Origin of the sequence: Streptomyces colwelliae (assembly GCF_048158785.1) — a bacterium.
GTDB lineage: Bacteria > Actinomycetota > Actinomycetes > Streptomycetales > Streptomycetaceae > Streptomyces.
This window is the reverse complement of sequence record NZ_JBLTJC010000327.1, coordinates 1-11763: the sequence shown is the minus strand read 5'-3', so window position 1 is coordinate 11763 and position 11763 is coordinate 1. Positions and strand designations below refer to the sequence as shown.

The following is an 11763-nucleotide window of genomic DNA, read 5'->3' as shown; positions in this document are numbered from 1 at the left end:
CTGGCCGCCGAGGATCGCGACCTCCAGGTCCGGGGTGTTCCCGTCCTGCTGCTCGTCCGCGCGGACGGTCAGGGACGAACCCGTGCCGAAGACCGCGGTCTGGCCCATGTGGATCGCGCGCCGCTCGCCGTAGAGCTGAGCCAACGCGGCCACCTGAGCCAGCAGCACGAAAACAAGAGCCAGCACCCCGAACGGCCCGATGTCCGACTGCTTCATGATCCGCAGCGCGTCCTCCGCAGGCTTCCCGCTCCCAAGCCCGTCCGCCGTATCCGCAAGCCCATCCAGATGCAGCCCCCGGGTAAGAACGGCAGGTACGGCAACGCTGCCCACGGCGGCCAGCAGCGGCCCCGCGCCCAGAAACAGAAACAGCAGCCCCAGCCCCGCCGCACACCCACCGACGACCACCCCGACGGCCGGGGCCACCATCATTCCGCGGCCCGCGGCCTCCCGGTCCCAGCGGGTCACCCTGACCGGGAGAACGGTCAGCGTGCCGAACGCGAAACGGAAGCCGTCGGAGGGCGAGGTCTTGGACACCGGCGCAGGTTACCCGGCGTTCAGGAGGGCGCCCCACGCGGCCGTGGCTAAAGTGCGCATATGGGACATTGGCTGCACCGCAACATCGTCGAGCCGGGCAAACTCCCGCTCCTCCTCGCGCTCACGGCCTTCGTCCTGACGTTTCTCATCACCCGGGTCATCACCCGCCTGATCCGCGCGGGCAAGGGCCCCTTCGGCAACATCAAGGCGGGCGACGTGCACATCCACCACGTCGTCCCAGGCGTGGTCCTCACCGTGATCGGCGGCTTCGGCGCGGTGGCCAGCACGCGCTACGGCGTCGGATCGGCCCTGTTCGCGATCGTCTTCGGCATGGGTGCGGGCCTGGTACTGGACGAGTTCGCGCTGATCCTCTACCTCGACGACGTGTACTGGACCGAGGCGGGCCGCAAGAGCGTCGAGGCGGTGGTGCTGACGGCGGCCCTGGTCGGCTTCGTCCTCGCCGGTTTCTCACCCTTCGGCGTCAACGACCTCACCGCCGCCGAACTCCACGACCGCGCCGGCGTGATCGTCAGCGTCGGGGTCAACTTCCTCTTCGCGCTCATCGCCCTGAGCAAGGGCAAGGCCCGCACGGCGGTCTTCGGCGTCCTGGTCCCGCTGGTCGCGGTCGTGGGCGCGATCCGCCTGGCCCGCCCGGGTTCCCCCTGGGCCAAGCGCTTCTACCGCAAGCGCCGCCACCGGGCCCGAGCCCGTTCCACCCTCCGCGCCTACCACCACGACCGCCGCTGGGCGGGCCCGCGCCGAGTCGTCCAGGACTGGATCGGCGGGAAACCGGACCCGGAGCCGGTGCGGATCCCCGGCCGGGGGTGAGCGCGTCCCGCCGCGCCTATCTCACGCGCAGCCGGCGATGTCGTAGGTCCGAAACCAAGCACAGCAACCCCACCGCGATGATCGCCGCAAGATGTTCCTTGCCCGCGAGGTTCCCCTTCAGCAGCACCTCGATCGCCATCGCCCCGGTCACCGCCAGCGCGGTCGCGTACGCGCCGTAGCGCCACGCGACGAACACCGCGAGGCCGACCACCGCGGCCGAGGGACCGGTGTCCACGACCAGCCGGTCCGAGCTGGGCAGCCCGAACGGGTTGTCGAAGCCGAGCCAGATGCCGAGGCGGGCGTACAGCGTGCCGGCGAGGGTCGCGGCGTACGCGATGACCAGGGTGCGCCAGCGGCCGAGGCAGATCTCCGCGATGCCGAACACGAACAGGATCTGGGCCAGCGCGCCCCACACGGGCAGGTCCAGCGCCGGGACGAAGAGGGAGAGCGGGGTGCGGAGGAGGGCCAGCCACAAGGGGTCCACGGCCCGTACCGCGCCCGTGTCCTGCACGAACTGGTAGCCCCACGACTGGTTCTGCACGAACTGAAGCACCGCCGTCAGCAGCACCGCCCCGATCGTCATCGGGATCGCCCGCCGGCGCCGCTTCAGCAGCGGCTCGCGCACGGTGACGTAGAGCAGTCCCCATTCGGCGCGGGCCCAGCGGGCGAGGCGGTTCATCTGTGCGTCTCCAAGTGCTTCCGGTGCAGCCACTTCGGCAGTCCCGGCGCCTCCAGAAAGCCTTCCGCGCGCGCCGCCGCGAGGCCGATGCGCAGCAGGTCCGCGCTCTTCTCGAAGAGCAGGAACCGGGGTTCCCAGATGGGCCGGTACTTGGCGTTGGCGCGGTACAGCGACTCGATCTGCCACCAGCGCGAGAAGAAGCTGAGGAGTGACCTCCACAGCCGCAGCACCGGCCCGGCACCGATCCGCGCCCCACGTTCAAAGACCGAACGGAACATGGCGAAGTTGAGCGAAACCTGGGTGATTCCGATTTCTCGGGCGCGGCGCAGGAGTTCGATCACCATGAACTCCATCAGCCCGTTGTCGGAGTCGCGGTCCCGTCGCATCAGGTCGAGGGACAGCCCATGCGGACCCCACGGCACGAAGGACAGCACCGCCCTCAACTCGCCCTCCCCGTCGGTGCATTCGAGCATCACGCACCGCCCGTCGTCGGGGTCCCCGAGCCGCCCGAGCGCCATGCTGAAGCCGCGCTCGGTGGCCCCGTCCCGCCAGTCGTCGGCCCGCTTCAGCAGATACGCCATCTCCTCGGCGGGGATGTCCTCGTGCCGCCGGATCCGTACGGTGTACCCGGCCCGCTTCACCCGGTTGTAGGCCTGCCGTACTGTCCGCATGGCGCGCCCCTCCAGCGTGAACTCGACGACCTCCACGAGGGCCTCGTCCCCGAGTTCGAGGGCGTCGAGCCCGTGCCGCGCGTACACGGTCCCCGCTTCCTCGCTCGCGCCCATGACGGCCGGAATCCACCCGTGAACGCGGGCTTCCGCGAGCCACGGCTCGATCGCGCCGGGCCACGCCTCGGGGTCGCCGATCGGGTCACCGGAGGCCAGCGACACCCCGCCCACGACCCGGTACGCGACGGCCGCCTTGCCGGTCGGCGACCACACCACGCTCTTCTCCCGGCGCAGCGCGAAGTACCCGAGCGAGTCCCGCTCGCCCTGCCGTTCGAGGAGCGCCCGCAGCTTCTTCTCGTCGTCCTCGGTGAGCGGGTCGACGGCTCGCCGGGAGCGGAACGCGGCGTAGAACACGGCGAGGACCAGGACCGTGCTGAGGACGTTGATGGCGACGTTGGCCCAGTTCGGGGTCCAGATGCCGGGGAAGCGATTCTCCGGGGCGGCGATGGACACCAGCCGGAACGCGCCGTAGCGCCAGCGCTCCAGGAACGTCGAACGGGACGCGTCGTGCGCCTGGTTGGTGACCGTCACCAGCAGCGCGGCGAGCAGCGAGGCGGCCAGTGTGCCGCCGACCGCGACGACGGCGGCCAGCCGGGGGTTGGACCGGTCGCCCTTCGCGTAGAACTCCCGCCGCCCCACGAGGAGTGCACCGACGAAGGCAGCGGTCAGCACCAGGGAGATCCAGTTCTGCGGATACCGGCGGATCTCCTGGAACGACATGGCGAACCCGAACAGCGCCAGGAACAGCCCGCTGACCACCAGGTTCAGGATCCACGCGGCGCGTTTGCGGCGCCGCATGGTGATGGCGAGGAACGCCGTGAACACCCCGGAGGCGAAACCGGCCGTCAGGAGGTACGGCGTGAAGAAGTTCTCCTGGTTGTGCCGTCGTACGTCCTGCCCCAGCGAAACCCACGCCGCGCTGAGGAGGTTGATGAACGCGACGGCCCGCAGATACCAGACGGCGAAGGCCGCGGCCCGCCGCGAGGCGCCTGAGCTATGACGTTCCTGAACGGGCCCGACCCGGACATCTCCCATGAAGGAGGATCATATGGGCGTTGTTGCGGCGAACGGTTCTTATCCGCCGCCGCAACGATCACGCCCCGGTCACTCCTAGGACTTCTCGCCCCTGGCCGACCGACTTGTCGACCCCGACCGACTTGTCGACCCCGGCCGGCTGCCGTAGATCGGTCGGCCTCCCCGGTCGCGGCCGGCTTCTCGGTCCCGGCCGGGTTCTCGGTCCCGGCCGGGTTCTCGGTCCCGGTCGGTCGCTATGCGTCGGCCGGCTGCTACGCGTCGGTCGGCTTCTCGGCCTCGGCCGGGGCGTCGGCCTTCTCCGGGTCAACGGCCCGCTCCGGCTCAGCCGTCGCTTCGGGCGCTACGGAAGGCTCCGCCGACTCTTCCGCCTCCGCCGGCACTGCCTCCGCCAGCACTGCCTCCGCCGACACTCCCTCCGTCTCCGCCAACTCCTCGGGCTTCAGCGGGAGTTCGGCCGCCAGCGCCGCCGCGGCCTGCACCAGGGGCAGCGCGAGCAGCGCGCCCGCGCCCTCGCCGACGGTCACGCCGTGGTCGAGGAGCGGCTCCAGGGCCATCCGGTCCAGCGCCTTCGCCTGCCCCGGCTCGCCGCTGTTCTGCCCGGCGAGCCACCAGTCCGGTGCCCGGAACGCGACCCGCTGACCCACCAGCGCGCACGCGGCGGCCACGACCCCGTCCAGGATCACCGGCAGCTTCCGTACGGCACTCTGGAGCAGGAACCCGGTCATCGCGGCGAGGTCGGCGCCGCCCACCGTCGCCAGCAGCTGCAACTGGTCCCCGAGCACGGGCCGGGCCCGCCGCAGCGAGTCCCGGATCGCGGCGCACTTGCGCATCCACGCCAGGTCGTCGATCGCGAGCCCGCCGCGCCCGGTGACGACCGACGCGTCCGTCCCGCACAGCGCGGCGATCAGTACGGAGGCCGGCGTGGTGCCGCCGACGCTCACATCGCCGAGGACCACGAGATCCGTACCGGAGTCGGCCTCCTCGTCGGCGACGGCGACACCGGCGTTGAACGCGGCCTCCGCCTCCTCCAGCGTCAGCGCGTCCTCGATGTCGATACGCCCGCTGCCCCGCCGTACGCGGTGCTTCACGACCTCGTCCGGCAGTGAGTCCGGCTCGCAGTCCAGGGCCATGTCCACGATCCGCACCGGCACGCCGAGCCGCCGGGCGAGCACCGCCGCCGGGCTGCCGCCCTCCAGCACGGACCGCACCAACTCCCCGGCGCTGCCCGCCGGTCGGGCCGACACGCCGAGTTCGGCGATCCCGTGGTCGCCCGCGAACAGCACCACACGCGGTCGTTCGACCGGCCGCACCGGAACGGTGCCCTGCGCCGCCGCCAACCACTCACCCAGGTCGTCGAGTCGGCCCAGCGACCCGGGCGGCACGATCTGACGTTCGCGGCGCGCCTCCGCGTCACGGCGCACACCGCCGTCGGGGCGCTCGATCAGATCGGTGAAGTCGTCGAGATTAAGCGAGCTCATTCGCCGAACAGTACCGGCAGCGATCGAACGCGACAGCGCCACATGGCCACGCCACATGGCCACCACGCGCCCCGGACGTCCTTGCCCTCAAGATCTGGATCCCGTACGTATCGTTTTGCACCGTTTTGTCGTACGTCTCCGGGAGCCGCCCATGAACAGCCTGCGCACCCGCGTCAGCACGCGCGTCAGCACCCTCGACGCGCGTCGCCGCCACCGCGCGCTGGCCCGCGCGATCCTCCGGCTCCTCCCCGAACCGGAGAGCTGGCTCGACGTCGGCACCGGCGACGCCCACTTCCCGGAAACGGCGAAGGACCTCTTCCCGTACACGTCCTTCGACGGCCTCGATCCCACCCCCCGAGCCGTCCGCGCCCGCGCCGCCGAACGCATCGAGGAGGCCTACGCCGGCCACCTCACGGACTCGCACATCATGACCGCCCTCCAGTCCCGCTACGACGTCGTGACCCTCCTGCGCGACCGCTCACCGGCCCCCGACCCCGAGGCCGAACTCCGCGCCGCCCTCACGGTCCTGCGCCCCGGTGGCCTCCTCCTGCTGGAAGGCCGCCCGGACGACCTGCGTGCCCAACTGGAGCCCCACGACTGCGAGTTCGTCACGGAAGCCCGCCGCGTCCCGGACCGCTTCCCGCCCCCGCGACGCGTCATCGCCCGCAGAAAACAGCAGCCCTAACCACGCAGCGCGAGCGCCTGCCCCGCCACCACCAGCAACACGTGCTCGCACTCACCGGCGATCGCGGCGTTCAGCCGCCCGAGCTCGTCCCGGTACCGGCGCCCGGACGCGGTCGCCGGCACGATCCCCGAGCCCACCTCGTTCGACACGGCGACAAGGGTCCGCCGCGTGGCACGCACAGCGGCGGTCAACTCCCGCACCCGCTCCCGGAGTTGCTTCTCCCCGCCGTCCCCCCACTCCGTGTCGTCCCAGGCCCCCACGGAGTCCATGGCGTCCGTCAGCCACAGCGACAGACAGTCGATGAGCAACGGCGGCCCGTCCTCCGCGAGCAACGGCACCAGGTCGCATGTCTCCGCCGTACGCCATGACCCCGGCCGCCGCTCCCGGTGCGCGGAGACCCGGGAGGCCCACTCGGTGTCCCCGTTGCGCGAGCCGCCGGTCGCGACGTACAGCACGTCAGGGAAGGCCTCCAGCCGCCGCTCCGCCTCCACGGACTTCCCGGACCGCGCCCCGCCCAGCACCAGCGTCCGCCGCGGCACATCGGGCACGTCCTCGTACACCCCCACGGTCGACGTCGTCCCGTCCGGCACGGCCCGCGCCCCCACGGCGGCCAGCCGCCGCGCCAACTCGGCCCCCGGCGCCACATCGTGATCGAGATGCACGGCGATGACGTCGGTGGTCGCCCCCAACGCCCCCACCGCCCGCAGCTTGGCCAGCGCGTCAGGCCGCCCCACGACATCGGCGAGCACCATGTCGTACGACAGGACAGCCCCCTCCTCAAGCCCGGCCGGCGCGGCCCCCGGCGGCAGATACAGCACCCGCTGCCCGTCGGGCCCGGTGACGGCGTACCCGGTACCCGGCGCGTCCATCGCCACCGCCCGCACCCGATGCCCCGTCAACAACGCCAGCTCCCGCCCGTCCGGCACCCGCCCCGGCTGCGGCAACCCCGCCGGCACCTCCACCGGCGGCCCGTCATGCGGATGCGACAACAACACCTGCCGTACCCCACCGAGCGAATGCCCGGCCCGAGCCGCGGCAAAGGCGGCCCCGGGCGTCAGATCGAGCAACAGAGTCCCGTCCACGAGCACGGCGGTAGCGGCCCGAGCATCGACCCCGAGCGAAACGGCACAGGCAGCACAGGGACAGTCAGGCCGCGGGAGTCCAGCGGGGGCACCGGTACCGAGCAGAGTCAGTTCCACAGGTTCGATTTTCACCGATCACTAGGAGACATGCGCGTCCTGGACCCACCTAAGGGGCGCGGGGAACTGCGCGACCAGCCCCCACCGACCCGCACCCGACCGAATATCCGCAACTCACCCCCCACCGACCCGCACCCGACCGAATATCCGCAGCTCACCCCCCACTAACCCAGCGGAGCGAATACGCTGCACACAGAAGCCGGACCAAGATCCGGCTTCTGTTCTGCACGCGCTCAGACTTTGGAGGCGTAGATGGCGGCATGGATCTGGCGGTTCGAGAAGTCCGACGGGACCGAGGTCGAACCCGCGGTCACGCCGGAGGAGTTCACCACACAGGGCGACGCGGAGTCCTGGCTCGGCGAGATCTGGAAAGAACTCGTCGCGGGCGGCGCGGACCAGGTGTTCCTCTTCGAGGACGGCACGCAGATCTACGGTCCGATGAACCTGCACGCCGAGGACGCGTAACCCGTCGTAGACCAAAGAGGTGGGGGCGGCCGGAGAAACACCGGCCGCCCCCACCTCGTTCCCGTCCCGGCCTACTGCTCGCCCAGCGTCACATCGGCCTTCTTCGACGCCCCGTTCCGCGAGTACGTCACCGTCGTCTTCTGCCCCGGCTTCTCTGACGCCAGCGCCTCCGACAGCGAGGTGATCGTCGTGATGTCCGTGTCACCGAGCCGCGTGATGATGTCGCCGGCCTGGATACCGGCCTTGTCGGCGGCCCCGCCGTCCTTCACCTCGACCACCGCGACGCCAGCCGCCTGATAGCTGTCGTCGACGACCGTACGTCCGGTGATGCCGAGGGCCGCCCGCCCCGAGTCGGTGACCTTGCCGTCCTTGACGATCTGGTCGGCGACCGTCTTGACCATCGAGGAGGGAATCGCGAACCCGATCCCCGGCGCCGCGCTGCCCCCGAGGTCGGGATCGGTGGCGGCAAGGGTCGGGATGCCGATGACCTGCCCGTCCAGATTGACCAGCGCGCCACCGCTGTTGCCGGGGTTGATCGCGGCCGAGGTCTGCACCATGTTGGCGATGGTCGCGCCCGTACCGCCCCCGCTGCTGCCCTCGCTGACGGTCCGTCCGGTCGCCGACACGATGCCCTGCGTCACGCTGGACGACAGTCCGAGCGGCGAGCCCATGGCGAGGACGATCTGCCCCACCTCGACCTTGGAGGAGTCCGCGAAGGCGGCCGCCTTCAGTCCGTCCGGCACTTTGTCCAGCTTGACGACGGCCAGGTCCTGCTCGGGATACGAGTAGACGAGCCTGGCGGTGAGCACGTCCTCGCTGTTCGCGGTGGTCACCTGGAAGGTCTTCTCGTCCCCGACGACGTGCGCGTTGGTGACGATGTGCCCCTGGTCGTCGTACACGACCCCCGACCCCAGATCACTGCTGGCCTGGATCTGCACGACCGACGGCAGGACCTCCTTGATCACCTTCAGGTAGTCGCTCTGAAGATCGTCACTCGACATCGGTACGGCGGCCTGGGCGGTCGTAGCGTCCTTCTTCGACGAGGACGACGAGGACGACGAGGACGACGAGGACGACGAGGACCCGGAGTCGGCGCATCCGGCGACCAGCGCGAGCGAACAGGCGAGAGAGGCGAGCAGAGCCATGGGGCGGAGGGCACGGGTACGCGGAGAGTCCATACGCCGAGTGTCTCTTTGGGGTGAATACCCGGCTTGTACTGCTGACCCGAACGGGCCCCCTAGGGGAAGGGGCGCGCGCTCAGCCCCGCACGCCGCACAGATGCAGCAGCGCGGCCACCGACCGGTACGGATCGGTCCGCCCGGCCCGCTCCTCGGCGGCCAGCAGCGGCTCGACGTCCGCCGGGATCTCGGCGCCTTCCGGAACCGTGTCGGTGAAGATCCGCACGCCGTACCAGGACTGGAGCGGCGCCCCGATCCCCGCCAGCGTCGCCGTCAGGGTGGCCAGCCGGTCCGCCCGCGCATCGACGCCGAGCCGGTTGCGGTACGCGGCCGAGTCGAACGCGGCCGCCGTGGACGCCCAGTCCCAGGACAGCCCGGGCCGCATCGCCAGCGCGTCGGCGTTCCGCACGAGCAGCGACAGCAGCCCGCCCGGCGCCAGCATCCGCGCAAGACCCGCGAGCAGCGGATCGGGCTCGGACACGTACATGAGTACGCCGTGACAGAGCACGACGTCGAAACTGCCCGGCAGGAAGTGCACGCCCGTGTCCCGGCCGTCGCCCTCGATGATCCGCACCCGCTCCCGGATGCCCTCGGGCTCACCGGACAGCGTCTCGCGGGCCGCGGCGACCATCTTCGGTTCCTGCTCGAGCCCGGTCACCTGGTGCCCGGCGCGAGCCAGCCGCAGGGCCTGCGTGCCCTGGCCCATCCCGACGTCGAGCACCCGCAGCCGCTGCCCGACGGGATACCGGCCGGCTATCTGCTCGTCGAGCTGCCGGGCCACCAGCTCCTGTCGTACGACATTCCGCAGCCCGCCCAGCCCACTCAGCCAGGCATCCGCCGCGCCCCCGGAGAAGGAATCCGCGCTCAGGGCCGCTCTCCGCGCTTGACCTGCGGCTTCGGCAGCCGGAGTCGACGCATCTGGAGGGAGCGCATCATGGCGTACCAGACCGTGCCCTTCGTGTCCTGGCCCGGGAAGCGCTCGGCGAGCAGCTTGCGCAGCCGGAACACGCTCCAGAAGGAGTCGACCACGATCAGCACGATCACCACGAGCCACAGCAGCAGCGCGATGTTCTGAAGCGCGGGGATCTGCACCACGCTGAGCACGAGGATCACCACGGCCAGCGGCAGGAAGAACTCGGCGATGTTGATGCGCGAGTCGATGTAGTCACGCCCGAACTTACGGATCGGACCCCGGTCACGGAGGGGCAGATCCCGCTCGTTGCCACGGCCGGACAGCGCCTGGCGCTGCCTCTCCATCTGCGTACGCCGCTCGTCGCGCTGACGCTTGGAGGCGTCCTTGCGCGTCATCGAGGTGTTGGCGACGCTGCGGCGCTGAGTCTGGGACTCACTGCGCTTGGGCGTGGGCCGACCCTTCGGGGCCTGAGGGTCTCGGGGCATTGTGGAGTCGGTCAGCGACACCTTGTCGGTGGACGCTGCCTTCTCTTCCTTGGCGCGGCTACGGAACACAAAACCCAAGGGTAAGGGGTGAATGGGGTTGGACCCCAGCCCTGTGGGGAACGATCCGGCAACACCGCTCGTCTGTAGGGGGACAGAGAAGGACGTCATGAGCGGGTCCTGCCAGGGGAGCACCTACTCCTTACGCCGGATCAGGACCGCGGTCAGTCGTCCTTGGGGATGAGCGCATCCGTCCCCGAACAGTGCGGTAATAGATGCAGGGCCCGTACTGTGGGTTCTGTTGCAACGCTGGAGCTGGAGTCCGTCAGAAGGGGGCGCGCGAAGCCCATGAGCGGTGTCATGAAGCGTATGGGGATGATCTTCCGCGCGAAGGCGAACAAGGCCCTTGACCGGGCCGAGGACCCGCGCGAAACCCTCGATTACTCGTACCAGAAGCAGCTGGAGCTGCTTCAGAAGGTGCGCCGGGGAGTGGCCGACGTCGCCACCTCCCGCAAGCGTCTGGAGCTCCAGCTCAACCAGCTGCAGTCGCAGTCCTCGAAGCTGGAGGACCAGGGCCGCAAGGCGCTCGCCCTCGGCCGCGAGGACCTGGCCCGCGAGGCGCTCTCGCGTCGCGCCGCGCTCCAGCAGCAGGTGACGGACCTGGAGACGCAGCACACGACTCTCCAGGGCGAGGAGGAGAAGCTCACCCTCGCGGCCCAGCGCCTCCAGGCCAAGGTGGACGCCTTCCGCACGAAGAAGGAGACCATCAAGGCCACGTACACGGCGGCCCAGGCACAGACCCGGATCGGCGAGGCCTTCAGCGGCATCTCCGAGGAGATGGGCGACGTCGGCCTCGCGATCCAGCGGGCCGAGGACAAGACCCAGCAGCTCCAGGCCCGCGCCGGCGCGATCGACGAATTGCTGGCCTCCGGCGCCCTGGACGACCCGACCGGCATGGCCAAGGACGACATCCAGGCCGAGCTGGAACGCCTGTCCGGTGGTACGGATGTAGAGCTGGAACTCCAGCGCATGAAGGCGGAGCTGGCCGGCGGTTCGTCCGCACAGCAGCAGGCGATCGAAGGCGGCAAGGACCAGTCCCAGTCGCAGTCCTCGTCCCAGCCGCAGGACACTCCGCGCTTCGACAAGCAGTAGGCCCACGCCTGAGGAGGGCGACATGATCGTACGGATCATGGGGGAGGGGCAGGTGAGGCTGGCCGACAGCCACCTCATCGAGCTGAACAAGTTGGACGACGTACTCCTGACAGAGGTCCAGAACGGCGACGGCCCAGCCTTCCGCAAAACCCTCCAGGCCCTCCTGGCAAAGGTCCGAGAACTGGGCGAGCCCTTGCCGGACGACTCCCTGGAGCCGTCGGAGCTGATCCTCCCGGCCGAGGACGCAACGCTCGAAGAGGTCCGGGACTTGCTGAGCGACGATGGCTTGATCCCGGGGTAGAGGGCGGCTTCTCCTAGACGGGGGTCAACTGCCAGCCCGTCCGGCGTTTGAGGACGAGGCCGTCCAGGCCGAAGCAGGGGTCTGGGGGCGGCAGCCCCCAGTACGG

13 protein-coding genes are annotated in these 11763 nt (G+C 70.4%); 5 read left to right on the top strand and 8 right to left on the bottom strand.

Annotated elements, in window-relative coordinates; translation table 11 throughout:
- Positions 1–534, bottom strand: a 534-nt coding sequence (locus ACNFOC_RS41795) for an adenosylcobinamide-GDP ribazoletransferase (RefSeq protein WP_416964246.1), incomplete at its 3' end; no start/stop codon positions are given.
- A gap of 60 nt (positions 535–594) precedes the next feature.
- Here ACNFOC_RS41795 and ACNFOC_RS41790 point away from each other — a divergent pair.
- A complete protein-coding gene (locus ACNFOC_RS41790; protein WP_416964245.1) occupies positions 595–1362 on the top strand; it encodes a hypothetical protein in 768 nt (255 codons plus the stop codon).
- 16 nt (positions 1363–1378) lie between these two features.
- Here the strand turns inward: ACNFOC_RS41790 and ACNFOC_RS41785 are convergent, their stop codons facing one another.
- The 3 genes from ACNFOC_RS41785 to cobT all read right to left on the bottom strand — a co-directional run bounded on the left by ACNFOC_RS41785 (position 1379) and on the right by cobT (position 5282).
- Positions 1379–2041 carry a hypothetical protein gene (locus ACNFOC_RS41785; RefSeq protein ID WP_416964244.1) on the bottom strand — a complete coding sequence of 221 codons (663 nt, stop codon included), beginning with the start codon at positions 2039–2041 and terminating at the stop codon, positions 1379–1381.
- Entirely contained in the window at positions 2038–3804 is a 1767-nt protein-coding gene (locus tag ACNFOC_RS41780; RefSeq protein ID WP_416964243.1) for a phosphatidylglycerol lysyltransferase domain-containing protein, read from the bottom strand. The genes ACNFOC_RS41785 and ACNFOC_RS41780 overlap by 4 nt, the downstream gene beginning before the upstream one ends.
- Before the next feature lie 251 nt (positions 3805–4055).
- Complete coding sequence (cobT, locus tag ACNFOC_RS41775; RefSeq protein ID WP_416964242.1) at positions 4056–5282, bottom strand: nicotinate-nucleotide--dimethylbenzimidazole phosphoribosyltransferase; 1227 nt, start codon at positions 5280–5282, stop codon at positions 4056–4058.
- Positions 5283–5433: 151 nt separating this feature from the next.
- On the opposite strand from cobT, the gene ACNFOC_RS41770 reads away from it, so the two are divergent.
- The gene (locus tag ACNFOC_RS41770; RefSeq protein WP_416964241.1) at positions 5434–5967 is read left to right on the top strand and encodes a methyltransferase domain-containing protein; all 534 of its coding nucleotides are present in this window, start codon (positions 5434–5436) and stop codon (positions 5965–5967) included.
- Here ACNFOC_RS41770 and ACNFOC_RS41765 read toward each other — a convergent pair.
- Positions 5964–7166 (bottom strand): bifunctional adenosylcobinamide kinase/adenosylcobinamide-phosphate guanylyltransferase, encoded by a 1203-nt coding sequence (locus ACNFOC_RS41765; RefSeq protein ID WP_416964240.1) that lies wholly within the window; start codon positions 7164–7166, stop codon positions 5964–5966. The two genes, ACNFOC_RS41770 and ACNFOC_RS41765, sit on opposite strands and share 4 nt — an antisense overlap.
- Before the next feature lie 252 nt (positions 7167–7418).
- Between ACNFOC_RS41765 and ACNFOC_RS41760 the strand changes: the two genes are divergently transcribed.
- Complete coding sequence (locus tag ACNFOC_RS41760) at positions 7419–7631, top strand: hypothetical protein (protein ID WP_416964239.1); 213 nt, start codon at positions 7419–7421, stop codon at positions 7629–7631.
- A gap of 71 nt (positions 7632–7702) precedes the next feature.
- Here the strand turns inward: ACNFOC_RS41760 and ACNFOC_RS41755 are convergent, their stop codons facing one another.
- The 3 genes from ACNFOC_RS41755 to ACNFOC_RS41745 all read right to left on the bottom strand — a co-directional run bounded on the left by ACNFOC_RS41755 (position 7703) and on the right by ACNFOC_RS41745 (position 10375).
- The gene (locus ACNFOC_RS41755) at positions 7703–8809 is read right to left on the bottom strand and encodes a S1C family serine protease (protein ID WP_416964238.1); all 1107 of its coding nucleotides are present in this window, start codon (positions 8807–8809) and stop codon (positions 7703–7705) included.
- Positions 8810–8888: 79 nt separating this feature from the next.
- Positions 8889–9590 carry a class I SAM-dependent methyltransferase gene (locus ACNFOC_RS41750; RefSeq protein ID WP_416964237.1) on the bottom strand — a complete coding sequence of 234 codons (702 nt, stop codon included), beginning with the start codon at positions 9588–9590 and terminating at the stop codon, positions 8889–8891.
- 83 nt (positions 9591–9673) lie between these two features.
- The gene (locus tag ACNFOC_RS41745) at positions 9674–10375 is read right to left on the bottom strand and encodes a DUF3043 domain-containing protein (RefSeq protein ID WP_416964236.1); all 702 of its coding nucleotides are present in this window, start codon (positions 10373–10375) and stop codon (positions 9674–9676) included.
- A 177-nt stretch (positions 10376–10552) separates the two neighbouring features.
- Between ACNFOC_RS41745 and ACNFOC_RS41740 the strand changes: the two genes are divergently transcribed.
- Positions 10553–11356: a PspA/IM30 family protein gene (locus tag ACNFOC_RS41740; protein ID WP_416964235.1), complete on the top strand. Its 804-nt coding sequence runs from the start codon at positions 10553–10555 to the stop codon at positions 11354–11356.
- Between the two features lie 22 nt (positions 11357–11378).
- Complete coding sequence (pspAA, locus tag ACNFOC_RS41735) at positions 11379–11657, top strand: PspA-associated protein PspAA (protein ID WP_416964234.1); 279 nt, start codon at positions 11379–11381, stop codon at positions 11655–11657.
- Positions 11658–11763: the final 106 nt, after the last annotated feature.

What these genes read in the sequence shown, in the direction of transcription:
- ACNFOC_RS41790 (WP_416964245.1), top strand. Translation starts at nt 595, where the DNA reads ATGGGACATTGGCTGCACCGCAACATCGTCGAGCCGGGCAAACTCCCG.
- ACNFOC_RS41785 (WP_416964244.1), bottom strand. Translation starts at nt 2,041, where the DNA reads ATGAACCGCCTCGCCCGCTGGGCCCGCGCCGAATGGGGACTGCTCTAC.
- ACNFOC_RS41780 (WP_416964243.1), bottom strand. Translation starts at nt 3,804, where the DNA reads ATGGGAGATGTCCGGGTCGGGCCCGTTCAGGAACGTCATAGCTCAGGC.
- cobT (WP_416964242.1), bottom strand. Translation starts at nt 5,282, where the DNA reads ATGAGCTCGCTTAATCTCGACGACTTCACCGATCTGATCGAGCGCCCC.
- ACNFOC_RS41770 (WP_416964241.1), top strand. Translation starts at nt 5,434, where the DNA reads ATGAACAGCCTGCGCACCCGCGTCAGCACGCGCGTCAGCACCCTCGAC.
- ACNFOC_RS41760 (WP_416964239.1), top strand. Translation starts at nt 7,419, where the DNA reads ATGGCGGCATGGATCTGGCGGTTCGAGAAGTCCGACGGGACCGAGGTC.
- ACNFOC_RS41755 (WP_416964238.1), bottom strand. Translation starts at nt 8,809, where the DNA reads ATGGACTCTCCGCGTACCCGTGCCCTCCGCCCCATGGCTCTGCTCGCC.
- ACNFOC_RS41745 (WP_416964236.1), bottom strand. Translation starts at nt 10,375, where the DNA reads ATGACGTCCTTCTCTGTCCCCCTACAGACGAGCGGTGTTGCCGGATCG.
- ACNFOC_RS41740 (WP_416964235.1), top strand. Translation starts at nt 10,553, where the DNA reads ATGAGCGGTGTCATGAAGCGTATGGGGATGATCTTCCGCGCGAAGGCG.
- pspAA (WP_416964234.1), top strand. Translation starts at nt 11,379, where the DNA reads ATGATCGTACGGATCATGGGGGAGGGGCAGGTGAGGCTGGCCGACAGC.